Source organism: Paenibacillus sp. J22P15, assembly GCF_056269345.1.
The window spans coordinates 264,146-288,973 of the sequence record NZ_JBWDNT010000002.1 but is presented as its reverse complement, the minus strand read 5'-3'; the positions used below and the strand labels follow the sequence as shown (position 1 = coordinate 288,973).

Sequence of the window (24,828 nt, the reverse complement as noted above, 5' to 3'; positions counted from 1 at the left end):
TCCTGCATCGGGGTATGATCCAAAAAGAATAGGGCTTAATAGACACACGTCCCATAAGCCCTATTATAGATTCTATAAGGTATTACTGATTATATGTGTTTTGATAGATTTCCAGATAACGGTTGACATTCAGCTTTTCAAAACCGTTCAAGTAACTTTCCCATTCTTTTTCAATGTCTTTTGCGCCTGTAATAAATTGTACTGTGTTTTCATTAATATATTTATTGATATTAATCTGCAAGAGCGAGACTTCTTCCGCCTCTGTAGGATCAATCCAAGCTCCTTTAGCGATGAATGTATCTTTCGGCTCAAATCCATCATATTTTAAAGTTGCGTTGAAAAGTCTTCTTTCATAGCCTTCAGGTGAGAACTCATCTTCTGGCGCTGCAATCGAATCTCTCAATTCTCTCGTTAACATATTTGGGCCTCTTTCTCCCCAAGAGTAATACGTTTTTTCTGCTTCCTCCTTCTCTTCTTCCTTTGGATCAGCTGGAATCATCGCATATTTCGCTTGTTTGCCGGTTAAGTCAATATCCGCTGGTTCACCTTTTCTCCAGTTAACGCCTTCTTTTCCTCTGGCTGCGAACATCGTTCCTTCCTCGCTATATAAATAGTCTGCCAGTTTAATTAAAGCTTCTGCCTTTTCACCTTTTGCTTTTTCAGTAATCGCAAATGTAAGTGTGTCTACAGCTCCGTAATTAGCAGTCGTTAATTGAACGCCATTCGGCCCTTTTAACGGTGGTACAACATCGAACGCTCCCGATTTTTCATGAGCCAAATCCATGAAGACAGCCAAGTGAGTTGCTGCTGAAGCACCAAGGATGGAATCCCCCTCACGTGTCCCCATCTGCTTGAGAGCCTCCATATTTTGAGTGAAAGTACCTGTGTCTATTAATCCTTCTTCATATAAGGAGCGAATATACTTCAATCCTTCTTTCCATTCCGGTTTCATGGCCGCCAAAGCCAGCTTCCCGTTTTCTACGTTAATAAAATCCTTTCCGTTATTGTGGATAAAGGCATTCATCAGGAAAATGGTCGGACTGTTTCCTATTTCGCTAGTTTCTCCGCTTAATGGAATTTCATCTTTTGCTCCATTTCCATTGGGATCATCGTTTTTAAATGCGCGTAACACATTTTTAAACTCTTCTGTCGTTGTAGGCATCTTTAAACCTAGTTTTTCTAGCCACTCCGTATCCATCCACATTTTACCATACCTAGAACAGTGGTAGCATTCGTTGATAGATGCCAAGGCGTAAATATTGCCATCAGGCGCTGTTATCCCGTCTTCCAAATAATCGATTTCTCCCATTGCCTTCTTGATATTTGGTGCGTATTTATCAATTAGGTCATTTAACGGGAGAAATACGCCTTCTTTTCCATACTTCTGTACATCTATTTTCGAAAACCCATCTAGCCATGTGACTGCAAAATATGCATCCGGATAGTCTCCGCTGGCGAGAGATAATTGTTGTTTTTCCTTCGCTACATCCTGGGGAGCAAACTCCCACGTAATTTTAATATTGAATTTTTCCTCCACATGTTTTGTAAATTCATTGACGTCGGCTCCGAATTCACCATCCCATGACAGCTTGGGTGTGAAAATCGTCACTGGAATCGGACCGCCTGCACCAGTGTTTCCGCTTTCCTTACTTGAGGACGGTTCATCCTTCGAAGGCACACAAGCCGATAATAAAGCAATGATGAATAGCATAATACTTAGCATCTTTAGTTTTTTCATATTTTTATCCCTTTCATTAATAAATTGTTGTCACCTGTTCGTTACCCCTTTAATGAGCCAATTAATACACCCTTCACAAAGTACTTCTGCACAAACGGATAGATGATAAGGACCGGTAAGCTGGAAATAACGATAAGAGAGTATTTCATTAATTCCCTTAATCCTTGTGCCTTCAATAATTGCATAACATCTCCGTTTGGATCCGCGTTCAATATCAATACACTTCGCAGGATAAGCTGCAGAGGATATAGTTGTTCGGACTTCAGATAAATCAATGCATCAAAATACATATTCCATTTCGCAACCGCATACATCAAAACTAAAACGGCAAGAATCGGTTTGGACAGCGGTAATACGACGCTCCAAAAAAAACGGAAATCACTGCAACCATCAATTTCACTCGCTTCAGCTAATTCATCCGGAATCGTTGTCTGGAAGAAGCTTCGAGCAATAATAACCTGAAACACCGCCAATGCCGAAGGCAGCAATAGTGCCCAAATCGTATCGATGAAATGAAGATTTTTTACAACGAGATATGTTGGAATTAAGCCGCCATCAAATATCATGGTGAATACAAGCAAAATGATGATGATGCTTCTGCCGTAAAAGGTTCGTCTTGAAAGCGGATAGGCGAGCATAACCGTAATGCTTACACTGATCAGCGTTCCGACAACCGCATAGAAAAGCGAGTTGGAAAACCCTTGAATAATTTGCGGGTTTTTAAACACGGTCGTATACCCTTCTAACGTAGGATTAACCGGAAACAGCCATACTTGACCGGAAGTTACCGCCGACGGGTCACTAAGGGAAGCGCTTACAATATAGATAAGCGGGTATAATACACAAACTAAGATCAGACATAGAAAGAAATAAATACCTCCGAGAAACACTCGGTCAACCGCCGATTCTCTTATTCTCGTTTTATTCGTACCTTGTGTGAATGGCTTCCCGTTCATTGTCCTCCTCCTTACACTCCTTACCATAAACTTGACGACGAAAATCGTTTTGAAATCGTATTAGCCGTTATGATCAAGATAAGGTTCACAGCGGAATTAAACAAACCAACAGCCGCTGCAAAACTATAATTTGCTCCTAGTAATCCGATTTTATAAACGTATGTGGCAATCACTTCACTTGAACTTGTGTTTAAATCATTTTGCATCAAATAAATTTTCTCAAAACCTAGCGACATAATGTTGCCAATGCTTAACACAAGAAGTACCACAATAATCGGTGTAATCCCGGGAAGGTCTACATAAGTGATTTTCTGCAATCGACTGGCACCATCTATCTTTGCCGCTTCGTACAAGGTTGGATCAATTCCAGCCAATGCCGCTAAATAAATGATTGCAGCGTAACCAGTATTTTGCCACACGTCAGACCATACATAAATCGATTTAAAGTATGCCGGTATACCCATAAAATTAATTTGCCCGATGCCAAACAACTCGAGAATATTATTAACTAATCCTGCATTTGGAGATAGGAATAAAATAATAATCGATACCATAATGACCGTCGAGATAAAAAACGGTGCGTAGGTAACGGTTTGTATTAGCTTCTTGAAGCGGGCATTACCTACTTCATTTAATGCTAGTGCCAAAATGATTGGACAAAGAAATCCGATGATCAGCCCATAAAGACTCAAACCAAGCGTATTCTTCATCAAGAGGGAAAAGTTCGGGCTTTCAAAAAAGTAACTAAAGTAGCGCAAACCTACCCAATCACTTCCCATGATCCCCTTTGTGACGCTGTAGTCCTTAAAGGCAATGACGATTCCGGCCATTGGTATATACTTGAAGGTAAATAAAAATACTAAAGGAACAATTGCTAATAAATAGAGTTGCCAATGCCTTTTGATTTTTTTTGCAGCTGAATTGTTTTTCACACTCACCTTTTTTTTGCTTGTCTGTTGAATTCCAGGTTGTTTGACTCCTCTCAGTTCCATTTCATTCCCCTTTCATTATCATATTTCCGAACAAATTCTAGGGTGATATTCTGTGTTGATAGCGCTATCATATTATGATTGCGGAAATACGAAAAGGGACAATTCATTTGCAGGTTACACCAAGAAACTCCTTTATTATCAAGGGTTTTTCTATGTCCAGCACCTATAACCGTACATTAAATTAGAAGGGTACATTTAATTTATTGATGCACTTTATGAGTTCTCAATAATCGTTCGATACTCTGTAGGGGATAAACCGGTAATCCGTTTAAACGCCCTTCTGAATGAATGGCTGCTATTATATCCGGAAGCAATAGCAATATCCTCAATCGAATCATTCGATTGCGTGAGTTTTAATTTTGCATAGTTCATTCTAATTTCCTCAATATAATCAGAAATGTTAACTCCGATATTATTTTTAAAAATGATCGGAATTCCTTTTTCCGGATAACCGACTGCTTCAGATAATTGGTACAGGGTTAAATCCGGGTCATGAAAGTTTTGCTTGATGTATTCTTTTATTTTTGATATCAGCAGCTGGTTTCCGGCAAGCTTTTGTTTTTGTATCCTTCGAGCAATATCGATCATCATCCACTTTATTTGGTCAAAGTCTTTACTAAAGATGCTATTCTTACCCATCACTCTTTCCAGCCTGTCTTGAATATCTTCCATGATGATATGATTATTTCCGGTATTCTTTGATAAGATTCGAATCATTGTCTCATGTAATGCGCCAATTAGTTGGGTGCCATTTTGCTGGGTTAACCTTCTTTTTACAACATTTTCGTCATGCATTTTATTAAATGATTCTATGACCTCTGTTTCTTCACCGTTCATAACAGAATTAATGAGTCTGATCTCTAATTCGATCGGATAATAATAAACATTCATTTGCTCTACCGGTTTGTTCGTATATCTATACAAAGTCGCTTGCTGATCCATGGATAGTATAAACGGTAGACTGGATTTCGCTTCTTCATATGCTTTCGAAATTCCCCTGATTCCTTGAAATTGTTGGCTCATTCCTATAGTAACCTGTAAACTATACTTATCTTTTAATAGATTTATGAATAAATTAAGCTCCTTATCCATTTTCTCATCATGGATAAGGTCATTTTCGGAATAGGTTAGAAGAAAAATAATTTGATTCACATCATAATGAAAGAGATAAATATATTCATGAAACTTCTTCTTCATTTCATTTTGGATCATCAGACGTGCAACATTGATTTCATCCAACATTTCCTTATCAAGTTCGTTGGAGAAATGAATAACTTGAATAATACCAACATATCCAATATCGCCTTTCAATCGGATATCAGCCTGCTCTAGCAGAACACCTGCATCCTTCATAGATGTTCTTTCTCCCATAACGACAGAGCGCAGCACAGAATCTTGCAGGATCGGTTGTTGTTGCAAAATTTGATTTTTTAGATCAGCATTTTTGGAAATCATATCCTCAACATTACTATGTAAAAATTCATAAGGGTTTTTTATTTTTTTCGTTTCTGAAAGCGGGATAATACGTAATAGGCGACTTAATGGAATGCTGTTATTAAACGAGAAAACAAACGCAATACAAAGTCCTGCCAAAATAGAGATTAAAGCGGTTAGCATACTAATCGTTTTGATATGATTAACATCTGCGAGCAGCTTGTCCTTAGAAATTGCCGCTACATAGGTCCAATCATTAAGTTCGGATTTCAATTCTATATACATAAATTGCCCATTTTCCACATCAACAAAAGGTTTTCCGGAGGAATCCTTACGTATAGCCGTATTTTCAGTTGAATCATCACTAAAGAGAATATCCCCTTCTTGATTATATACATACGTAAACCCGTTATATTGAGCCGAAATCGGGCCTAATAAGGATGTGAATTCGCTTTCATTAATCATTAAGACAACATTTGCCTTTGACGATAATGAATTATTTAAAGGCAACGATTGTACATAGGTAATAACCGATTCTTTCACGGTATTGGTTCCCCGTTCCATAGTTACGTTCGCAGCGGGAATGTACATATTCGAGTAAAAATGTTGGTTAATATCGGTATTCCATTTCTCAAAACTCATTTCATCATAAGTATAATTATTGAAAAAATCTTCCGGACGTACATAAGCAGATCTAGGAGTTACAATCGTATCAATTTGATTAAAATAAATATAAAATCTGCTGAGAAGCGTGTTTGTATGCACCAGCTGTTCAAGACTTTCACGAACCTTGTATATATCATAAGCAACAAGCGTATCGCTAGCAGATTTTCGATGCATTAATTGCTTGATATCCTGATTAAAATGCAGCTGATAAATGAACTGTTCGATTTCAATATTTTTCTGGTCGATCGCGGATATCATTTCTTTCAACAATTTTGTACTGCTTGTCGTTGCATGATCTACGATTTTATTAAGACTCACTTGATATATGATAAAACTTGCGATTAAAGGGATCACGAGAATCAAAATATACGATAATAGAAACCGTCTGAAAATGTGTATTTTTTGGAGATAATTAAGCATATCGTATTTTGCTCCTCCACGACTAAATAATTAACGACGCAGCAGTTCTGATAACTCATGTGTCGACATCGTTCTATTAATAACACGATTTAGATTATTTTTGAGCATCTCTATTGCCTTCTCATCCCACAAGGATTCCAGTGTCCATATATGAATCTCAGATTCTCTTGCAACACTAAGCGCCATTCCTAGCATAGGCGACACCTGCTTAATCCAGTTCAGATCGATATGAGGGTTAGAAGGGGCTTGATACGTCTCCTCCACCATTCGCATCTGAACCTCATCGCTCAGCAAATATTTGAGAAACCTCACGCTAGCCTCAATCTTCTTTGGATCTCCTGTATTGCCAATCACATAGCCTGACGATGGCGATTCATATGAAACCTTTAAGCCGTCATATCCAGGAAAAGCAGCATACTTGATCTGTTCATGATTTTTGGATTGGGCTAAATCATTGCTTTCCCACACTCCGCTAAAGAAAAAAGCCAATTTAGAGCTTTTGAACTGCTGAAAAATGTCATTTCGACTAACTAGCGAGTGGTCGCTATAGGAATAAGCTTTGCGCAGTGCATCCATCGCTTTGATAAACTCAGGGGTATTGAAATCAATCGTTCTTTTTTTCATAAATTCCGTTCCCGCTTTATTCTCTCCCGCAATTCTAGCGCCAAGAAAGTTCAAGCTTTGATCACTCCCCATCATGATCGGATATACACCATTCTGCTGTTCTTCCGCCCAATTTTCAATCTTATCGCATGCCTCCCAGAACTCTTCCCATGTAGCCGGAAGCTTCACTTCTGTGTAAGGTGTACCGTCGGTGGTAACACCCGCTTTCCTTAGAATCTCTTCATTGTACCAATAGCCTACAATTTCGAGCACATTGGGCAGCGTGTAGATAGCGTCGTTCTTCATCCATGCTTCCAGAATCGACGGGTGAATATCATTTCTAAATTGTTCATCCGCATCTATATATGGCTTAAGATTCAAAGCCTTTCCTCGAATGATCGCGTTGCTAAGAAAGCGGCTTTCACCGTTTGTAGATATAATATCCGGCATTCTGCCCGCAGCCAGTTTATCATTTGCCTTATTAATTATAATGGGAAGATCAGGTGATGAATCCAAAATCACTTTAACATCTGGGTTTTCCAATGAAAAATCTTCATATATTTTCCGCATATTCACATGATCGAGAGAAGAACCGCCATATCCATGCATAAGTGTGATCTCAATAACTTCTCTCTCTGGTGTACTACTGCATGCCGCCGAACTCATCGCCATGATGAATGTCAGGCTCCAAAGCCCCATTCTCAAAACTATCTTCCACAGCTTCAAACGAACACACCTTCCCTCACCGTTATCTTTCATGCTATCATCAATTTAATATACATGACAATAGCCTCGTTTGATTGGAGTTGTATGTTTTGTCTACTGATCAAATAAATAAGAAGCAGTCTCTTCGGTCAAAAATCATTTTATTTGACATTGCAACAACTCTCATTCCGCTCATATTATGCACTTTTCTTTTAATTACCCTGATTTTCAATGTATTGACTGACTACATTCGCAATGACACCGTTTTCTTCCTCAAGCAAACCAATACTAATTTTCAGAGTAAAACGGAGCTTTTGGAGGACACACTGCTGCGCTTTAGGAACAACCCGGTTATTACAGATTACTTAACCAATGTAGCGGACAAAGCCGGCGAGGCGGTCACAATAGGTAAAGCTGACAATGATCTCTATGCGCAGGTAGAAACGCAATTCGAGCTGTCTGCCAATCTATACTCAGATAAAAATACAGTCAAGCTGGAGCAGCCTTTTTTGGATAAAATATATCTATTCGATAACAACGGAGTAGCCTTTAACGCCTTTTATTACCAGCCTCTAAAGTCGCTTATGAAGGAATTTGACAAAAAATATACTTCAATGTACAAGAAATTCATTCAAAGTACGAAAGAAGTTAGCTTCGTCATAGAGGATGACCATATCCATCTCCTATTCCCCCTCTATTCCGATTCAATGCGATCTATTGGAACGATTATTTTCGTCATCAATCAAAGCAGCGTGCATGAAATTATGCAAGATATAGGTAACTATAACGACTCCTTCTGGTTTATGTTCGATGGCCAGGGCGAACTTATTTTATCGAATCATGCTGATAAGGTTTCGCCTGATGAAGAGCGACAGATTATAAACACTTACCAGCAGGACGCCTATGAGAAAATGATAGGAACTAAGGAATATCTCGTCTATACCGAAAGAATGAATATGGATTTCAACAGTGTGATTGCTATTCCTAGCAACCAGCTTTCTACCTTGCTGTTTAATTCAATCAAGGCTTATGTTTATGTTTTTATTTTCATAATCGTCCTTGTGATCCTATTTACGATATTTTTCATTAACCGGATAACAAGGCCGCTGAAGGAAGTCGCCTCTAGCATGAGACTCGTAAGCAAGGGCAGATTTGAAATTAAAATGCCTGAATTTAAAAGTCGTGAGTTTGCCCATGTGAGCGAAGTGTTCAACACGATGATGGATAGAATCAACTATTTAATCCAAGATGTATATAAGAAGCAATTGATCATTAAAGAATCTGAACTCAAATTTCTACAAACACAGGTCAATCCACACTTCATGTTTAATGTGCTGAATACGATCTCCTTGAAAGCCAAAATGGACAACAATGATGAAGTAAGCCGCATGATTAGCTCGTTTTCCGGACTTATACAAGCCAGTATTTTTCGCACAGGCATGGAAAAAGTACAGATTAAGGAAGAGCTTGTTTACGTTGAATTCTACTTGTATTTACAAAGCTATCGATTCGAAGATAAGCTAACCTACCGTATTATTTGTGAAGATGAGAACTTATTAGAGTTATACGTGCCTAAGCTTGCCATTCAATTTTTAGTGGAGAATGCAGTTATGCATGGCATTGAGCCTAAGCCGGGAGAAGGCTTTGTTGAAGTACATATTCATGCTAAGAACGATCGTTTGTTTATCGATGTTAAGGATAACGGGATTGGCTTTCAAAATATGGAGGGGCAAGTAAAGCTTCCATTTAAAACCGTCGATCATAAGAAGGGGCATAACCATGTGGGGCTTAATAACGCCTACAAAATCATTCAATATTTCTACGGTCACGATTATGGAATTCATATATACACCAAAAAAGATGAAGGAACTACGGCAACAATTCAAATTCCATTCGATCGTAAAGACCCGAAAATGGAGGAAGAGAACAATGTATAAAGTTATGATTGCCGATGATGAACCGATGGTTCGTAAAGGGTTTATCCATTTGATCAACTGGCATGATATCGGTTGTGAATTAAGCTATGCAGCGGTTGACGGTCGTGATCTTCTCGATAATCTAGATGTATATCAGCCAGATATTATTATTAGTGACGTGAAGATGCCGCGAGTAGACGGAATTGAAGCGGCGCAATATATTTGGGAGAATCAAATAAAAACCAAATTTATTCTGCTCACAGCCTATGCTGATTTCTCTTATGCCAAATCAGCCATTAAATATGGTGTTGTTGAATATGTGACCAAAACAGGAGCGCTTGAGGGTATAATTGAGGCTATAGAGAAAGCGAAGGTGCTCATTGAGCGTGAGCGTTCGGAAAGTAATACGGTTAATCTTGATTTGCTGAAAACCAATTTGCTTAAATCTATTCTGGACAGCTCGCTTTTTAATCGTGAAGAAATGCTGAGCTCATCGGAAAAATATAAGATCAACCTAGAAAAATACGTTGTGCTAGCCATTAAATTAGATTCAATCGAAGAAGAGGACCTGCATAAATCACAGCTCTATATGAAAATAAGCAACTTCTTCAAAATAGCTTTCAACGAATATTCCACTTATGTTATTCCACTTAGTAGGGAAATGCTGTGCGTCGTCGTTAATGGGCTCGTTTCAGATAACACCCAGCGAATTATTTCTATCTGTCAGGAAGTTCTGATCACTATTGAAAACTTCAATAATTACAGTGTTTATATTGGTGTTAGTCCTAGCAGCCATTCTATCTTAAAGCTGTATGAAACTTATCAGCAGGCTGCATCAGCGATCACTGATCGGTTTCTTAATGAAACAAGCAAGATTTATTCCTATAGTTCACTTGATCCTGCAGCGCCTCTCTACTCCGCACAAAACGATCAGTTAGTAGAAAAAATCATCCAAGAAATAGAGAAGGGCTTAACCAAGACCGCATTGCAATACCTTGAACAGCTTCTTCTTATTCAACAATTGCACTCCTTCAGCGAAAAAGATATTAAATATACCGGACTTATTATAGAAAGCAATTGCAAAAAATTCATCTCTGCTTACAGTTCCGCAAGTACCAGCACAGCGAATGTGAATGCCAGTGATCTTGCAGGTCATGCCGATACCATCGGTGAAAGTCGTTTTTTCAGTGAATATGCACATAGGCTTAAACAAATCGTAACCAAAACCTGTGATCTAATCTATGAGGCAACGCGTGGAAAAAACAATATCATCTTGGAAGCGCTTAATTACATTAACGCTAACTTTGAACGCAATATTACACTCAATGAAATAGCCACTCATATTAATGTGAACAGCAGCTACTTAAGCCGAATGTTTAAAGAGAAAACAGGTGACACCATCATGAACACGATTCACCTAAAAAAAATTGAAAAAGCCAAGAGCTATCTCATCAACAGCAATATGAAAATTCAAGAAATTGCCGAAGCCATTGGCATTGACGATAACACTTATTTCTCACATTTTTTCAAAAAGCATACGGGGCTTTCGCCTAAGCAATATAAAGATGCTCATTGACGTCTCGTAATTCCTTGAATGAAAAAGAGCCGCTGCCCGTACAGAAACGGTCAAACGGCTCGCGGTCTCTCTCACTATTAAAATATTATTCCATAACCGTTCCCCAACTGATTACCGGCCATCAGATAGGCCTTTGCGCTTTGCTGCAATGACGTTCGCTCTTCATAAAGCGAAGGGTCTTCGCACACGCGGTTGAATATCCTCTCTTCCGCTTGCTTTGCATCGCGGTCCACTTCATAGACGACGAAGTTCTTCTGGAACTTCAGGATGTTAGAATTCGGCGGCAACACTTCGCTAAGCTGCGGATAGAGCAGCCACGACTGGCATACGAAGATTGAAGGATTGCCCCGGAAGAACGCTTTCGCCATCTCGAACGATTGCTCCACGCTTTGCCCATCCAGCGGTCCGCCTTCCGGGATATGAACGTTGAGCGCCAGTTCTCCCTTGCCGAACTTTCTTCCTTCCGCCTTCACGTCTTGATCCAGCGCTATAGGCTGGAATTGCAGCCGGCCTAGCCGAAATAACCGTAGTTGAACGTGCTCCTGCAGCCACCCGTATTCTTCGATGCCATAGACACCGAAATCCTGGTAACATTTCATGCACCATATTTGCAGATCAGAGAATGTGTCGTAATAAATATCGTCCGATATGCCTCGGGCCCTATATTCTTCATAGGCATCCACCGCAAATCTTGCGAATAGGGCCAAGAACGTCTCACGGTAAGACGGCGATTGCTTCACGCTGTCAAAGAAGGCAAACCTATCGCTTATAAACTGCTGTTTTAGTTGATTATAGCTATTATCATCAATATGAATCCGATTGATCGTCTGACGGGCGCCCTCATCGAGCTGAATACCTTCGCACAATTGATCTAAGTTCATTTTGCCGATCTCCTTCTGGTGATTGTAAGAACATGGATATTATACCACATCTATCACCCTACCAATCTATAAATAATGGCCGCCGGATTTTCGTCCTGCGGCCATTATTCCTCCTATTATTTCTTCGCTATATATTTGCGAATATCGAACGCTACCGCCGCTACGATAATCAAACCTTTAATAATAAGTTGCCAGTATGGGCTTACTCCGATAAACGTCAAGCCGTAGTTAATGACACCGAAAATAAGAACGCCTGCCATGACGCCTGGAACCGTACCGATGCCTCCCGCTGTGGATACGCCGCCAACAACGCAAGCAGCAATTGCATCCAATTCGTACATGTTGCCGTAGTTGTTCGTTGCCCCACCAGTACGTGCCGCCTCGAGCACACCTGCCAATCCGTAGAGCGCTCCAGAGATCGCATAGATCGCCATCAGGTTGCGAGCTACTTTTATACCCGAAACATGCGCCGCCTGTACATTTCCACCAATGGCGTACATATTTTTACCAAGACGTGTTTTGTTGAAGACGACCCAGCAGATAAAAGCAACAATGATAGCAATAATGACGATATACGGTATCGAGTAGCCTCCTCCGAGATCAATAAAGCCTGTGCCCCATTTAGTGAAATCAGCACGGAGACCGCCTATCGGCTGCGACTGATTCGGCTCCATGTTGAAATAGATTGAGTTGACACCATAGATACCTACCATCGTGCCAAGTGTCGCGATGAACGGAGGCACGTGAAGCTTCGCAATAATTACGCCGTTAATCAGACCTACCAGCAAACCTGCGACGATACCAATTATTATTGGAATGCCTACCCATATCTGTGGCAGATCCGGAAAGAATCGGCTAGCATAGGTGTCAATCTGGAGCATTGAAGCCGATATAACTGCTGTCAGACCGACGACACGACCTGCGGATAGGTCCACCCCGCCCGTAATGAGAATGAAGGCCGCTCCTAGAGCGATGATTAGTCTTGTAGATGATTGCTGCATAATGTCACGCAATGTCGAGAACGCTAAAAAGTTTGGATCTGCAATAGCGATTCCAATGACCAGCAATATCAATACTACAAATATTGCACGTTGTGTTAAATAGTCCTTTACTCTATTGATAGCTTGCGTATTCATCTGTTTCCCCCTCCTGTGTCTGCCAACCGTTGCTGTGCAGCCAATCGCATGATTTCCTGTTCCGTCGCTTCGCCGCCCTGTATGATGCCCGTCATGCGGCCCTCGCTCATGACCATGATCCGATCGGACATACCGAGCAACTCAGGCATTTCAGAGGAGATCATAATAATACTTTTTCCTTGCTTAGCGAGTTCTGTAATGATCGAATAAATTTCGTATTTGGCTCCGACGTCAATCCCCCGTGTCGGTTCGTCCAGTAGCAGAATGTCTGGATCGGTCAGCAGCCAGCGAGCTAGCAATACCTTTTGCTGATTTCCTCCTGACAGATTACGAATTTGTGTATTGACCGACGGTGTCTTCGTTCGCAACTTTTCCACATTCTGCCTAGCCTCCTCTTTTCCTTTGCGCTCATTCAGCAGACCAACTTTATTTTGATATTTTCCCAAATTAGCTATTATTGTATTTTCATATACGGAAAGCACTGGGAAAATCCCCGTCACCCTGCGTTCCTCCGTGAGCAGCGCGATATTGTGCTGCTTCGCGTCCGCCGGCGATTTAATCCGAACCGTCTTACCATGAATGGAGATTGTACCGGATGAGATTGACCTTAAGCCAAATAGCGCTTCGATCAGCTCTGTCCGCTGTGCGCCTACGAGTCCACCGAGACCAAGAATCTCGCCCTTGCGCAGCTCAAACGATACGTTCTGGAATGACCTCGGATTCGGCGAGCTTAGACCCTCAACCTTCATCAGCGTATCGCCCGGCACATTCGTCCGTTCGGGAAAACGATCTGTCAGATCACGGCCGACCATACGAGTAATGATAAGATCAGTCGTTAATTCTGACGATGGCCAAGTGCCGACATATTTACCGTCACGCATTATTGTCACATCATCGGATATGCGTAATATTTCTTCCATTTTGTGCGATATATAAATAATGGATACTCCGCGCTTGCGCAAGCGGTTAATGACAGCGAACAGATGCTCAACCTCGTTTCCTGTCAGCGAAGATGTCGGTTCATCCATTACTATGACTTTCGAGTTGAAAGAGACGGCCTTCGCTATTTCCAGCGACTGGACTTTCGAGACAGACAACGACCCGGCGCGGGCGCGCGGATCGATATCGATATCCATCTCTCGAAACAGATTAATCGTATCTTGATACAATCGTTTTTCATTGACTAGCACAAATGGTCCATAGCCGAACGTCGGGAAACGCCCGAGCCATATATTTTCCATAACATTACGTTGCGGAACAGGATGTAGCTCTTGATGGATCATAGATACTCCGCTGCTCAGCGCATCATTCGAATTGTTAATCGTCATTTTGCTTCCGTTGATATAAATCTCACCTTCGTCAGGCTTATATATGCCGAACAGACATTTCATTAATGTCGATTTGCCAGCTCCATTCTCCCCCATAAGCGCGTGTACCGTTCCCGGTCTTACCTTTAATGATACGTTGCTGAGCGCCTGAACACCGGGAAAAGCTTTAGATATTCCCCGCATTTCCAGCACATTTTGCTCCGCCATTTCCATATCCCCTCACTTTTGGCGAAAATAAAAGGACAACGCTGTTGTAGGCCGTTGCCCCTTATGCTCAAAACTTATTTCGCGTCATCGATATTATCTTTAGTGATTTTCTTGTATGCGATCCAGACATATTTGCCATCCGTAATGTCAAAGCCTGTGTTGTCCTTTGTTGGCGTTTCGCCATTCGCAAGAGCTGTTGCAATCGCTACAGAAGCCGCGCCCTGGTTCTTAGCGTCGTTCAGCACTGTACCGAGCATTGTGCCATCCTGCAATGCTTGAATCGCCGGAGCTGTCGCATCTACACCGACAACTGGCAAATACTTTCCATCCTTAAAGTAGCCCGATGCCTTAAGTGCTTCAATTGCTCCGAGCGCCATGTCATCGTTGTTCGCAAGCACCGCTTCGATCTTGTCACCGTGTGAAGCGAGGAAAGCCTGCATCTTCTCTTGCCCTTTCACGCGATCCCACAAGGCCGTATCCTCAGCAAGTTTTTCCACCTCGATACCCGCATCTTGGATCGCCTGCACCGAGAATTTCGTTCGCAGTTCAGCATCTTGGTGACCCGGCTCACCTTGTAACATTACATACTGCAGCTTGCCGTCGCCGTTCTTGTCGGCCGAAGGATTCGCTTTCCAGTAATCCACGATAAGTTGGCCGGAAATTGTGCCGGACTCTTCTGCTTTTGCTCCGACGTAATAAACTTTATCCCACTTGTTCATGTCCTCAGCGATCGGCTCACGGTTTAGGAACACAACGGGTATATCCGCCTTTTGTCCTTTGTCAATAATGACTCCTGCCGTCGTTCGGTCAACCGGATTAATTATCATAGAATCGTACTTCTTTGAGATGAACAGATCGACCTTTTCGTTCTGTGTTGGCTGAGCATTCTGACTGTCTACAATATCCAGCTTCGCCTTGCCCTCCGCTGCTGCCGACATCGCGTTTCGCACGCCGGTCATGAACGTGTCGTCAAACTTATAGATCGCTACCCCGATCTGAGGATTTTTACTATTAGCCGCACTTCCGTTGCTAGCTGCACTGTTGTTTGAGCCGTTGTTCGCATTGTTGCTGCATGCAGCCGTCAGCACAATTCCTGTCATAAGCACAAGCATCAAACTTTTTTTTGCATGTGATTTCTTTTTCACCTGAGTGGCCCCCCTGGATCAAATGGAATTCGATGTTCTTCAGCGCTTCGCTGCGTGCATCGTGTATTGCAATTATCGCCTATTCGCACGACGATTCGAATTCAATATTCTCATGCTTTCTATGAAAATTCTCATCACTTTCACCGGATTACATCTATAAATGACCTATTTGACGAATGGAAACAGCATCTTCTGATTGTCCATCCAAAACATGTTGTCCGCGTCGATCACTCTCGTCTCTAACAGCATCGGCTCCCCGGAATTCATTCCCATCAGTAGCTCCACTGCCTGTTTCACACCAAGATAACCTATACTGAAATCGTTCTGTACGACCAGTTTATGTATTATGCCATCTTGCAGCAGTTCGAGTTGTTCCAGCTCATTGCCGAAGGAGACTATCTTTAGTAGGCCCTGCTTTCCGCGACGCCGTACTTCGTCCGCCGTGCCCAGCGAAGCCTGTATATCCAGCGCGATAATGCCGTTAACCGCTTCATGGTCAAGCAGTTGCTTAACCGCCTGCCAGCATGCATCTCGCAGGTTGCCACAGGTACCCCCGTCTATGATCTGGATGCCGTGATATTCGGCCAGAGCTTCCCTAATGCCCGCATCGCGCCGCTCAAAATTCGGATCGCTACGGTCCGAACGGAGCAACGCGATTGTTCCACTCCCACCTAACAATTCCGCAAGTGCTTTTCCAGCCTTTCTCCCTGCCTCTTCGTTATCAATTGCAATGTTACCCAACACTCCGAATGTCTTGCTCACATCATTGAGCGCAACGACGGGTACGCCAGAAGTCATCGCACGCTCGGCTAATTCCTTCAGCACCTTCTCGTTTGCCGGATCAATCAATACAGCGGAAGCTCCCTCCTCCACCGCCTGAAGCGCTGCTTCCAATTGTTCGTCAGCATCCTCGTCTTGCTCAAAAGCGATATAATCGAGCGTGGTACTGAACTCCTTAGCCGCCGCATGGGCACCTAGCAGCATAGCATCGCCTTGCTCCGATGCATGTACCGGTGCTACTAGGACGATTCGCCTAGAAAGCCCATCGTCGATGCCAAGTTTCGGAGCAGAGCATGCCGTCAGTCCCACCACTGCTAACAATGGCAAGAAGTAAGCCAGTCTGCTCGTTATTGCAACCTTCCAAAGTTTACTCATCATGCTTCGCTTTCCTCCACTGTCCGTCTGATTATCGGGATGTTCACCCGGACCTTCGTTCCCTCTTCTAACTCGCTCTCGATCTCCAGTCCATACGGCTCACCATAATAAAGTCGAATACGGTCGTGGACGTTACGGATAGCCACACCCGAGCCTGTTCGTGAATCTGCTCCAGAGGTTCCGCCCAGATCGGCTGCGAAGCCCGGATCAAGAAGACCGGTCGCATCGCTCTCTGCACTTGCCTTGCCCACACCGATTACCTCTAGCAGGTGCTGCAACTTCTCATCCGTCATGCCTACCCCATTATCGGCCACTTCCAGCACAAGCTTTCCCTCCCGCTCCCTAGCACTGACCCAGATATGGCCAACGTCTACCATGTATTCGATACCGTGGACTATAGCATTTTCAATCAACGGCTGAAGCACCAGCTTCAGCGTGTAACAGCCCAATATGGATTCATCCGCTTCAATAGAGAAATCGAATTTGCCCTTGAATCGCATTTGCTGGATCGTCAAATAATGCCGCGCATGCTCAATATCTTCGCCGACCGTAATGCTCGTCCTGCCTTTACTCAGGCTGATTCGAAACAGCTTCGATAAGGAGGTAATCATCCTAATGACCTCCTCATTCTTGCTCATACCTACCATCCGAACTACTGAGTTTAACGTGTTATAAAGAAAATGAGGATTGATTTGCGCGTGCAACGCCTCTAATTCGTATTTTCGCTTCAACTCCTGCTCCACAACGATCTGATTCATCAACTGTCTGATCTTGTTCAGCATCAGATTAAAGCGACTGGACAATTGAACGACCTCAAGCGGTCCGCTCAGCGGAAGCTCAACTTCAAAATCGCCACGCTCCACCGCCCTCATCGTCCTCTCTATACGTCTAATTGGACGCGTTATCATTGATGACAGCAGTATTGACATCAACACAGCAAACATTAGAACGATAGCAACGACCTGAACCAAATAACGATTCATCTCCTCACGAGTTGTCATAATCTCATCCAAATAAGAGACTCCGACGATTTTCCAACCGATATTGACGACCGATTGAACGGTATTCAGCCGCTTAACGCCTGACACTTCATCGATATAGCTGTCCTTAGTCGTCAAAGCCTTCTCCACGCTTTCATTGCGAAGCCTCTGGTAAATGAGCTGCTGCTGGGGATGATAAACAATATTGCCAGCGCCCTCGTCAATGATATAAACATAACCACGCTTGCCTAGGCTCACACGACTGCTAAGCTCATCAATTTTTTTGAAATTAATATCCACGAGGAGCACGACATGCATCGGCTTCCCTTCATGCTCGATCGTTATGCCCTTGCTCATGGATACGACCCATTTATACGTGCCATCGTACAGGTTCTGAACATGTGGCAGAGAAAAACTGAGATGGTTCGGTACACGCATGGCCGAATGGAACCAACTTTGACCAGTTACCTTCGCGCTCTCGCGGACCTGTGCTTGCGGATGATTGCGCAGCATGACACCTTGCTCGTCGAACAGAGCAATCGACACGAGGTCTTCACGACTTCTCATGAGCGTATTCAACTGCTTAGTCACCTGCGGGTCGTCCCATTGACCTTCGGACAGCATATCCTCCTCAATCGTGCGGTACAGTTGAGCCATACCTTCTATGTAATCCTCCAGGTTGTAGCTCACTTGATCGACAATCTGCTGCGTGCTTAAGAACACATTCCGTTCTGCTGTCATAGAGAATTTGTTAAATAGCAGCACCGCAACAATGATAATAATAATCAACATGCAGACGGAAAAAGACAACATAATAATCGACCGGATGCTACGCGCCTGAAGCTTCAGTTGACGCCGAATGGCAGATCTCATATATCCGCCGCGCTTTCCGAAGATTCATACAAGCGACTGCGGTATTCCTTCGGCGAGATGCCGACCTGCTTCTTAAAGCAAAAGCTGAAATAATTTGGATCAGCGAAGCCAACGCAATCCGCAATTTCGAAGGATTTCAAATCGCTTGTCCGCAGTAGATGTTTGGCCGCTTCCATACGGATGTGCATTAAATACTGTACAAACGTCATTTTGACCTCTTTCTTGAATACTCCACTAAAATATCCCGTACTAATATGCAGATAAGCACACAGGCGCTGTATAGAGATATCCGGATCGCCGTAATGCTCCTTGGTAAACTGCACCGCCTTCTCCACGATATCTTTGTACGAATGCTGCCGCCGACTTGAAATATGCTTCATGATGCGCAGGCAAAGTTCCTGGAACCAGCGCTGCGCCTCAGATAGACCGGAAAATTTGAAAATTTCAGCATGTGGCTGGAAGCCAGCCCCGAACAATTCATCTATATCCGCGTCTACATCCTGAACCGTATGCAGTAAGGCCGTTACCACCTCCAGCAAATACACCTGAATATCACTGTACGAATAGGACATATCATTCAATTCTCCAAAGATTTCCGACACGACCTCGGCCAACTCTTCAGCAGTCCCTACCTTGAGGCTTCGGACGAGTGCTTGCTCCTTCAATTCATCAAAGCGCAATTTCCGGCCCCGCTGACCTTCTACATCTCGAATGAAAATCACCTTGCTCGAGCCGAGAACGAACCGGTAATCGAGCGCCAAGAGTGCATCGCTGAACGAGTCCTTTAATTCGGCAAGTTCCGTTACTACGGAACCAATTCCAATTGTCACTGACAATTTCAAAAAATGAACAATGCTCTTAAGTATATTATCCAGTGTCTCCTGTACCCTGCTTAAAAACGCCTGCACGTCACCATCCACATCAATAGCGAGTAACGCTATACTATCCTGGTGTATGAATACGCTTCCCATTCCCGCCGCTTCCCACAATTCCTTGGCGATGTTTAGTATCGCATGAAGCATTAAATCCATATCTCCCGAATGCCGAAGTGAATGCTTTGACAGCTCTTCTACTGTACCTTCAGCCGGATGCAGCGCAATGACTGCCGCTATAAAATGTACTCCTTTCAGTTGAAGCCCATAATTGACTGTTTTCTCCTCGATCTTCGTATGCGGCAGTTTTCGCATAACCAGCGAGGCCAAAAACGTCTCACGCAGTTGTGGCAAACTTGTCCGGTAATGTTCCTTTAACTGCCGTATGTCCTCTCGTTCTGCAACTTCCTGTTCAATCCGTTTCTTGATTTTACTAAGCAGTTCAGTTAAGCTCTCAGCTGAGAACGGCTTAAGCAAGTATTCATCCACGCTAAGCCGAATGGCCTTCCTGGCATAATCGAACTCATCATAGCCAGTCAGTATTACAATCTTTGTAAGCGGCTGATTCTGCCTCAGCCATTCAGCTAGTTGCAGCCCGTCCGTGAACGGCATATGAATATCTGTAATGACAACGTCCGGCTCCAGTCGCTCAGCCAATTCCATTGCCTCCTTGCCATTCTCCGCCGTGCCCGCAACCGTAAAGCCATTCGCCTCCCAATTTATTTCGTGCAGAAGCCCTTCCCTTACAACCGCTTCATCATCGACCAGCAGTATTTTGTACAATGAGATTCCCCTCCAAATTTTCAATATCATCCATGATTGAAAAACACAGTTTTTCAAGAAAAAAATCCACAACCATTTAGTTTCGGATTATGGAGCAGTATGCGCTTTATCGGACAACCTCGATATTAAACGTAGACCACCGCCTTTGCAAACGCTTTCTAATCCACTCACTCTAGTACAATGAATCATATTTTTAGATTCATTTATATCGGTTAAATTTAAATTTTGCGTATTCCAACGACAATTTCTATCAAGCGATAGCAATATTCTTTACACCTTTTAACAGCCAATCTAATCCTACATTAAATTTACTTTTTATAGAAGAGTCTGTACAATTTATCAAATCAAAAAGCGAAAAAACCCCGTAAATACAGGATTTCTGTATATTTACGGGGGGCATTTCAGTGACAAAATATTATATATCTTGTGACATTAGTACATATAACGTGTTCCGACAACTCTATAAATGTCTATAAAAAGTATTCTCATATAAGCAAACATACCTTACCCCTTTATTCCACCCATACTTATTCCTTCAGTTAACTTTTTCTGCAGTAAGGAATAAATAATAATTGTCGGAAGCATGACGGTCACGAGGCCCGCAAACATAGCACCCCAATCTGTTGCATACTTTGCCACCTGCATCAAATTCTCAATCCCTATAGGTAATGTCTTTTTATCTGGTGTAGAAATTAGTGTAAATGCTAAAATATATTCGTTCCAGAAGCTCATAAATGCAAATAAACTAACAGTTACAACACCTGGTTTAATCAGAGGCATCATAACATAGAATAGCGTTTGAAATTCATTACACCCATCAATCTTAGCTGCTTCTTCATAATCGCGAGGTAGCGCTTTAAGAAACCCAATTAATAAATAAATACAGAACGCAAACTGTGTTGTAGCATAAAGTACAGTTAAAGCTAAACGATTGTCTATCATATTAAAATGATTCAACTGGATAAATAAAGGCACAATGGTATTCGTACCGCCAATAAACAACCCAATCATAAAAACAAGTTGCAAAATCTTTGAGTATAACGTATTAAATCTTGCGATAACATACGCTGTCGGAATAACGAAGAGCAATAGCAGAGCCAATGCCCCTAGTGTGATTATGATCGAATTGAAAAACAAGTCTCCCATCTGAGCCTTCTCAAATGCGTTGGAATAATTCTCAAAATGCAGCGAGCTTGGGAGCGACCAAGGATTTAATAAAAAGTCTTTACTCGTCTTCAATGAAGTATAGAAAGTCCAAATAATCGGAAAACCAACAATAACTGTAAAAATAAGTAAAATCAATCGTAATATCTGCTTCAGAATCATATCTTTTATCGGCTTGCTTCTCACTTTTGTTGATTTCATAATTGCTCCCTCTCTCCCCTAGTACTGGATTGCATCTCTTTTGGTCAACTTATTGCTTAATAGGGCGAGGCTAAGGGAGAATATGAATATAATGACTGCAATAGCCATTGCGTAGCCAAAGTTAGATTGCTCAAATGCCTGCCTGTACATGTAGCTCAACAATACCTCTGACTTTCCATTCGGACCACCTGCGGTCATAACCTTGACAAAGATAAAGCTCATATTGATCGTCGAACCAATAAAAAATACAATCGTAATACGGATAATTTCCCATAACAGTGGAAGTGTAATCGAGAAAAATTGTCTTCCCTTCCCAGCCCCTTCTACTGTTGCCGCTTCATATAGCTCTGCTGGAATGCCATCAATACCTGCCATATACATGACCATGTAATAACCAACACCTTGCCATACCATAGCACCCGCAATTGCCCATAGTACTGTTTCAGACTCTCCAAGCCACGCACGTTTTAGCTCACCTAAATGAATAATGTCAAGGAATGAATTCAGTATACCGATGGAAGGATCAAAAATATAAATAAACAAGATCGAGATAACGACTAAAGATAAAATGTTCGGAAAAAAGAAAATGGTACGGTAAAAGTTCTTTTCTTTTATCTTTGCTTGTGTCAAGACTACTGCCAAAAACATAGATAAACTCATGGTGATTACGGTTACCACTACTATGAAGAATAAACTATTGGTCAGTGCAATCCAGAAAGTGCTATCTTGGAATAGCTTCTCAAAATTTTTGAATCCCACGAATGTCGATTCTGGAGAAAGCCCACTTGTCTTGTACAATGACATCTTAAAAACATTCCAAGTTGGCACGACAATAAAGAAAACAAAAAGAATAATAGTAGGAATTGTACAAACAGCCATGAAGAGATTTCTTTGTGTTTTTTTCATTTTCTCTACCAGTCTCCTGTATTTTTAAATAATGAAAGACTATAACATTGATGACCATTTGTTAATAGTTCCAATATTATAGTCTTTCGACTTAATTGAACGTTACAAAATTATTTAATCACAAGTTCTCTTAACTTATCAGATACTTTTTCTACACTTGCCATCCACTCATCTGCTGTCATTTTACCCATTACAACTTCACCAAGCGGATCAAACAAAGCTTTATCAAGTGGGATGTCAGTTTCCTCTGTAATTAAGTATTGTCCCATAGCGGGAAGAACATCTTCAGAGAATACATTATAGGTTTCGTAAGCAGACGCTGGAATATATTCTTTAGCTATTTCTACTCCATTTTTTACTGCAACGATTGCGGCTGCCTTTTCTGCATTTAACTTAACTGCTTTATCCGTATATTGATATTTCAAAAACTCTTTTGCCAACTCCGGATTTTTAGCGGCTGCAGGAATATACATTTGTTGAACACTTGTTTTTACATAACGTGTTTGTCCTTTCTCGAATGCAGGTGATGCCATAAAGCCAAACTCAAAGTCTGCTGGGATAACATCCTTCATTTCACCTTCAAGCCATGTTCCACAAGGGAGAAATAGCGCATTTCCTTTTAGAAATTCAGTTTGAGCCTGAGTATGGTTCAAGGCAACTGTACCTTCCATTAGATAGCCTTGTTTTCCGATTGTTTCAAATACAGTCGCCATCTTCTTCGCTGCATCGCTTTCGAATGCGCCATCTTCATAGTTGTATACCGCATTCAAAGCTTCTACTCCACCTGCAGTAGCTAACATTGGCATAATCGCTGCATCATTATAAGAAGGATAAATTCCTTGGTAAGTATATAATGCAATTCCCTTTTCTTTAGCCTTATCACCAAGTGCATAGAACTCGTCCCAAGTCGTTGGAACTTCCCAGCCATTATCATTTAGTAATTTCTTGTTATAGTACATACCAGTTACATCATAATATAATGGTGCCATATAGATTTCTCCGTCACCATAAGGAGCTGCATCTCTGGATTCTGTAAAACCATTCATAACCTTATCTTTTAGTGTTACATCTTCACCTGGAACCTTCTCGTTAAATACCTCAGTCAGATTAAGAAGTCCTTTATCCTTTACTAGCGCTCTCGGTACACCAGATGAATCGCCTATATTCAAATAAATAAAATCAGGTGAATTACCTGCTAAAATTTGTGGTCGAATCATATCCCCAATCTTCGGATTGGATGAGATATTGATTTTCGTATTCGGATAATCCGTCTCAAATGCTACCTTAACAGCTTCCCAATACTCCTTGCCGTAACCTCCCTCGAATACTGCAATATTCAGTTCTCCTTCAAGCTTCTTAACTTCTGTGCCAGCACTAGGCGAAGTAACAGGATCAGTAGTGCTAGGTGAATTAGAACCGTTATTCTCTCCCCCACAACCTGCAAATAAGCTCATACTTAACACCAAACTACATAACATAATAGAACTTTTTTTCATAATTTCCCCTCCTAATTGACCCTCATATGATTTAGTATTTATTAAAGCTTAGATATATATTTTAATAGATTACCTTAGTGTACCAACATGCATTTTCTTGGGAGGTGTATATATTATTTTTCGAAGTATTCAAGAACAAAAGGGGCAGAAATGGATCCTCCATTTCAGCCCCTTTCTCGTTATTAAGCCTATAAATGCGATTCTATTATTGCAAAATCGCTTTGGCTACGATCGCCAGGTCTACAATATCTACCGTACCGTCTTTATGCTTTGGAGCCGATCGCATACAATCCATCTTGATTTCCTTCCTCAGCAGCACCGTACTTAATAGAATTCGGTCCCATTCAAATATAATATAACAGTGTCTGCTTGCTTTGTAATAGCAAAATGATTCCATGTGTCTAAGGAAACAGAGTTTGCTGGAGCCGTTCCTGTAAAGCTTTTACCGTTTTTACTGGATAAGTGTACAGCTTAATGGGTTAAACCATGTTTCGATAGTATAGTTTTGTTCATTATAAAGAGCATTTTGATCAACCAAAATATTAGGTTGACTATTTGCAGTGCCTGCAAACTTTAACGCATTTCCTATCTTTCCGGCAACAATAGTTGAGGAAGAAGGTGCGGGCGAAATACTTGCGTTAACACCTTTAGCAGAATCAACTGCAAGATCACCGCCCTTCAGAAGAGGAGGGCGG

Annotated in this window: 17 protein-coding genes and 1 pseudogene; 2 read left to right on the top strand and 16 right to left on the bottom strand. The window is 41.9% G+C overall.

Annotated features, from left to right (window positions below):
* Positions 1 to 82: 82 nt before the first annotated feature.
* From AC0YN6_RS06185 to AC0YN6_RS06165, 5 genes are all read right to left on the bottom strand, one after another.
* Entirely contained in the window at positions 83 to 1,738 is a 1,656-nt protein-coding gene (locus AC0YN6_RS06185) for an extracellular solute-binding protein (protein ID WP_475745765.1), read from the bottom strand.
* Positions 1,739 to 1,779: 41 nt separating this feature from the next.
* The gene (locus tag AC0YN6_RS06180) at positions 1,780 to 2,694 is read right to left on the bottom strand and encodes a carbohydrate ABC transporter permease (RefSeq protein ID WP_475745764.1); all 915 of its coding nucleotides are present in this window, start codon (positions 2,692 to 2,694) and stop codon (positions 1,780 to 1,782) included.
* A 20-nt stretch (positions 2,695 to 2,714) separates the two neighbouring features.
* Positions 2,715 to 3,686 (bottom strand): ABC transporter permease, encoded by a 972-nt coding sequence (locus AC0YN6_RS06175; RefSeq protein ID WP_475745763.1) that lies wholly within the window; start codon positions 3,684 to 3,686, stop codon positions 2,715 to 2,717.
* A gap of 213 nt (positions 3,687 to 3,899) precedes the next feature.
* Complete coding sequence (locus AC0YN6_RS06170; RefSeq protein WP_475746281.1) at positions 3,900 to 6,044, bottom strand: helix-turn-helix domain-containing protein; 2,145 nt, start codon at positions 6,042 to 6,044, stop codon at positions 3,900 to 3,902.
* A 192-nt stretch (positions 6,045 to 6,236) separates the two neighbouring features.
* Positions 6,237 to 7,481: an ABC transporter substrate-binding protein gene (locus AC0YN6_RS06165; RefSeq protein ID WP_475745762.1), complete on the bottom strand. Its 1,245-nt coding sequence runs from the start codon at positions 7,479 to 7,481 to the stop codon at positions 6,237 to 6,239.
* 143 nt (positions 7,482 to 7,624) lie between these two features.
* On the opposite strand from AC0YN6_RS06165, the gene AC0YN6_RS06160 reads away from it, so the two are divergent.
* Together AC0YN6_RS06160 and AC0YN6_RS06155 are read left to right on the top strand one after the other, a co-directional pair.
* Positions 7,625 to 9,451, top strand: a complete 1,827-nt coding sequence (locus AC0YN6_RS06160) for a cache domain-containing sensor histidine kinase (RefSeq protein ID WP_475745761.1) — start codon at positions 7,625 to 7,627, stop codon at positions 9,449 to 9,451.
* Positions 9,444 to 11,006 (top strand): response regulator, encoded by a 1,563-nt coding sequence (locus tag AC0YN6_RS06155; protein WP_475745760.1) that lies wholly within the window; start codon positions 9,444 to 9,446, stop codon positions 11,004 to 11,006. The genes AC0YN6_RS06160 and AC0YN6_RS06155 overlap by 8 nt, the downstream gene beginning before the upstream one ends.
* Positions 11,007 to 11,083: 77 nt before the next feature.
* Here the strand turns inward: AC0YN6_RS06155 and AC0YN6_RS06150 are convergent, their stop codons facing one another.
* The 11 genes and pseudogenes from AC0YN6_RS06150 to AC0YN6_RS06100 all read right to left on the bottom strand — a co-directional run.
* Positions 11,084 to 11,887 (bottom strand): acyltransferase domain-containing protein, encoded by an 804-nt coding sequence (locus AC0YN6_RS06150; protein ID WP_475745759.1) that lies wholly within the window; start codon positions 11,885 to 11,887, stop codon positions 11,084 to 11,086.
* Positions 11,888 to 12,003: 116 nt separating this feature from the next.
* Positions 12,004 to 13,023: a galactose/methyl galactoside ABC transporter permease MglC gene (mglC, locus tag AC0YN6_RS06145; RefSeq protein ID WP_475745758.1), complete on the bottom strand. Its 1,020-nt coding sequence runs from the start codon at positions 13,021 to 13,023 to the stop codon at positions 12,004 to 12,006.
* Positions 13,020 to 14,558: a sugar ABC transporter ATP-binding protein gene (locus AC0YN6_RS06140; protein WP_475745757.1), complete on the bottom strand. Its 1,539-nt coding sequence runs from the start codon at positions 14,556 to 14,558 to the stop codon at positions 13,020 to 13,022. Before AC0YN6_RS06140 ends, mglC begins: the two co-directional genes overlap by 4 nt.
* A gap of 74 nt (positions 14,559 to 14,632) precedes the next feature.
* A complete protein-coding gene (locus AC0YN6_RS06135; protein WP_475746280.1) occupies positions 14,633 to 15,658 on the bottom strand; it encodes a galactose ABC transporter substrate-binding protein in 1,026 nt (341 codons plus the stop codon).
* A gap of 210 nt (positions 15,659 to 15,868) precedes the next feature.
* Positions 15,869 to 16,861, bottom strand: coding sequence for a substrate-binding domain-containing protein (locus AC0YN6_RS06130; RefSeq protein ID WP_475745756.1), 993 nt, complete (start codon positions 16,859 to 16,861; stop codon positions 15,869 to 15,871).
* A complete protein-coding gene (locus AC0YN6_RS06125) occupies positions 16,858 to 18,711 on the bottom strand; it encodes a cache domain-containing sensor histidine kinase (protein WP_475745755.1) in 1,854 nt (617 codons plus the stop codon). The genes AC0YN6_RS06130 and AC0YN6_RS06125 overlap by 4 nt, the downstream gene beginning before the upstream one ends.
* Complete coding sequence (locus tag AC0YN6_RS06120; RefSeq protein WP_475745754.1) at positions 18,708 to 20,366, bottom strand: response regulator; 1,659 nt, start codon at positions 20,364 to 20,366, stop codon at positions 18,708 to 18,710. Before AC0YN6_RS06120 ends, AC0YN6_RS06125 begins: the two co-directional genes overlap by 4 nt.
* A 504-nt stretch (positions 20,367 to 20,870) precedes the next feature.
* Complete coding sequence (locus tag AC0YN6_RS06115; RefSeq protein ID WP_475745753.1) at positions 20,871 to 21,731, bottom strand: carbohydrate ABC transporter permease; 861 nt, start codon at positions 21,729 to 21,731, stop codon at positions 20,871 to 20,873.
* An 18-nt stretch (positions 21,732 to 21,749) separates the two neighbouring features.
* Complete coding sequence (locus tag AC0YN6_RS06110; RefSeq protein WP_475745752.1) at positions 21,750 to 22,637, bottom strand: carbohydrate ABC transporter permease; 888 nt, start codon at positions 22,635 to 22,637, stop codon at positions 21,750 to 21,752.
* A gap of 110 nt (positions 22,638 to 22,747) precedes the next feature.
* The gene (locus AC0YN6_RS06105; protein ID WP_475745751.1) at positions 22,748 to 24,133 is read right to left on the bottom strand and encodes a carbohydrate ABC transporter substrate-binding protein; all 1,386 of its coding nucleotides are present in this window, start codon (positions 24,131 to 24,133) and stop codon (positions 22,748 to 22,750) included.
* A gap of 324 nt (positions 24,134 to 24,457) precedes the next feature.
* Positions 24,458 to 24,583: pseudogene (locus AC0YN6_RS06100) on the bottom strand (hypothetical protein); the annotation flags it as partial.
* Between the last annotated feature and the right edge of the window lie 245 nt (positions 24,584 to 24,828).

What these genes read in the sequence shown, in the direction of transcription:
- AC0YN6_RS06125 (WP_475745755.1), bottom strand. Translation starts at nt 18,711, where the DNA reads ATGAGATCTGCCATTCGGCGTCAACTGAAGCTTCAGGCGCGTAGCATC.
- AC0YN6_RS06135 (WP_475746280.1), bottom strand. Translation starts at nt 15,658, where the DNA reads ATGACAGGAATTGTGCTGACGGCTGCATGCAGCAACAATGCGAACAAC.
- AC0YN6_RS06165 (WP_475745762.1), bottom strand. Translation starts at nt 7,481, where the DNA reads ATGGCGATGAGTTCGGCGGCATGCAGTAGTACACCAGAGAGAGAAGTT.
- AC0YN6_RS06180 (WP_475745764.1), bottom strand. Translation starts at nt 2,694, where the DNA reads ATGAACGGGAAGCCATTCACACAAGGTACGAATAAAACGAGAATAAGA.
- AC0YN6_RS06130 (WP_475745756.1), bottom strand. Translation starts at nt 16,861, where the DNA reads ATGATGAGTAAACTTTGGAAGGTTGCAATAACGAGCAGACTGGCTTAC.
- AC0YN6_RS06170 (WP_475746281.1), bottom strand. Translation starts at nt 6,044, where the DNA reads ATGATATCCGCGATCGACCAGAAAAATATTGAAATCGAACAGTTCATT.
- mglC (WP_475745758.1), bottom strand. Translation starts at nt 13,023, where the DNA reads ATGAATACGCAAGCTATCAATAGAGTAAAGGACTATTTAACACAACGT.
- AC0YN6_RS06155 (WP_475745760.1), top strand. Translation starts at nt 9,444, where the DNA reads ATGTATAAAGTTATGATTGCCGATGATGAACCGATGGTTCGTAAAGGG.
- AC0YN6_RS06140 (WP_475745757.1), bottom strand. Translation starts at nt 14,558, where the DNA reads ATGGCGGAGCAAAATGTGCTGGAAATGCGGGGAATATCTAAAGCTTTT.
- AC0YN6_RS06110 (WP_475745752.1), bottom strand. Translation starts at nt 22,637, where the DNA reads ATGAAAAAAACACAAAGAAATCTCTTCATGGCTGTTTGTACAATTCCT.
- AC0YN6_RS06115 (WP_475745753.1), bottom strand. Translation starts at nt 21,731, where the DNA reads ATGAAATCAACAAAAGTGAGAAGCAAGCCGATAAAAGATATGATTCTG.
- AC0YN6_RS06150 (WP_475745759.1), bottom strand. Translation starts at nt 11,887, where the DNA reads ATGAACTTAGATCAATTGTGCGAAGGTATTCAGCTCGATGAGGGCGCC.
- AC0YN6_RS06175 (WP_475745763.1), bottom strand. Translation starts at nt 3,686, where the DNA reads ATGGAACTGAGAGGAGTCAAACAACCTGGAATTCAACAGACAAGCAAA.
- AC0YN6_RS06105 (WP_475745751.1), bottom strand. Translation starts at nt 24,133, where the DNA reads ATGAAAAAAAGTTCTATTATGTTATGTAGTTTGGTGTTAAGTATGAGC.
- AC0YN6_RS06185 (WP_475745765.1), bottom strand. Translation starts at nt 1,738, where the DNA reads ATGAAAAAACTAAAGATGCTAAGTATTATGCTATTCATCATTGCTTTA.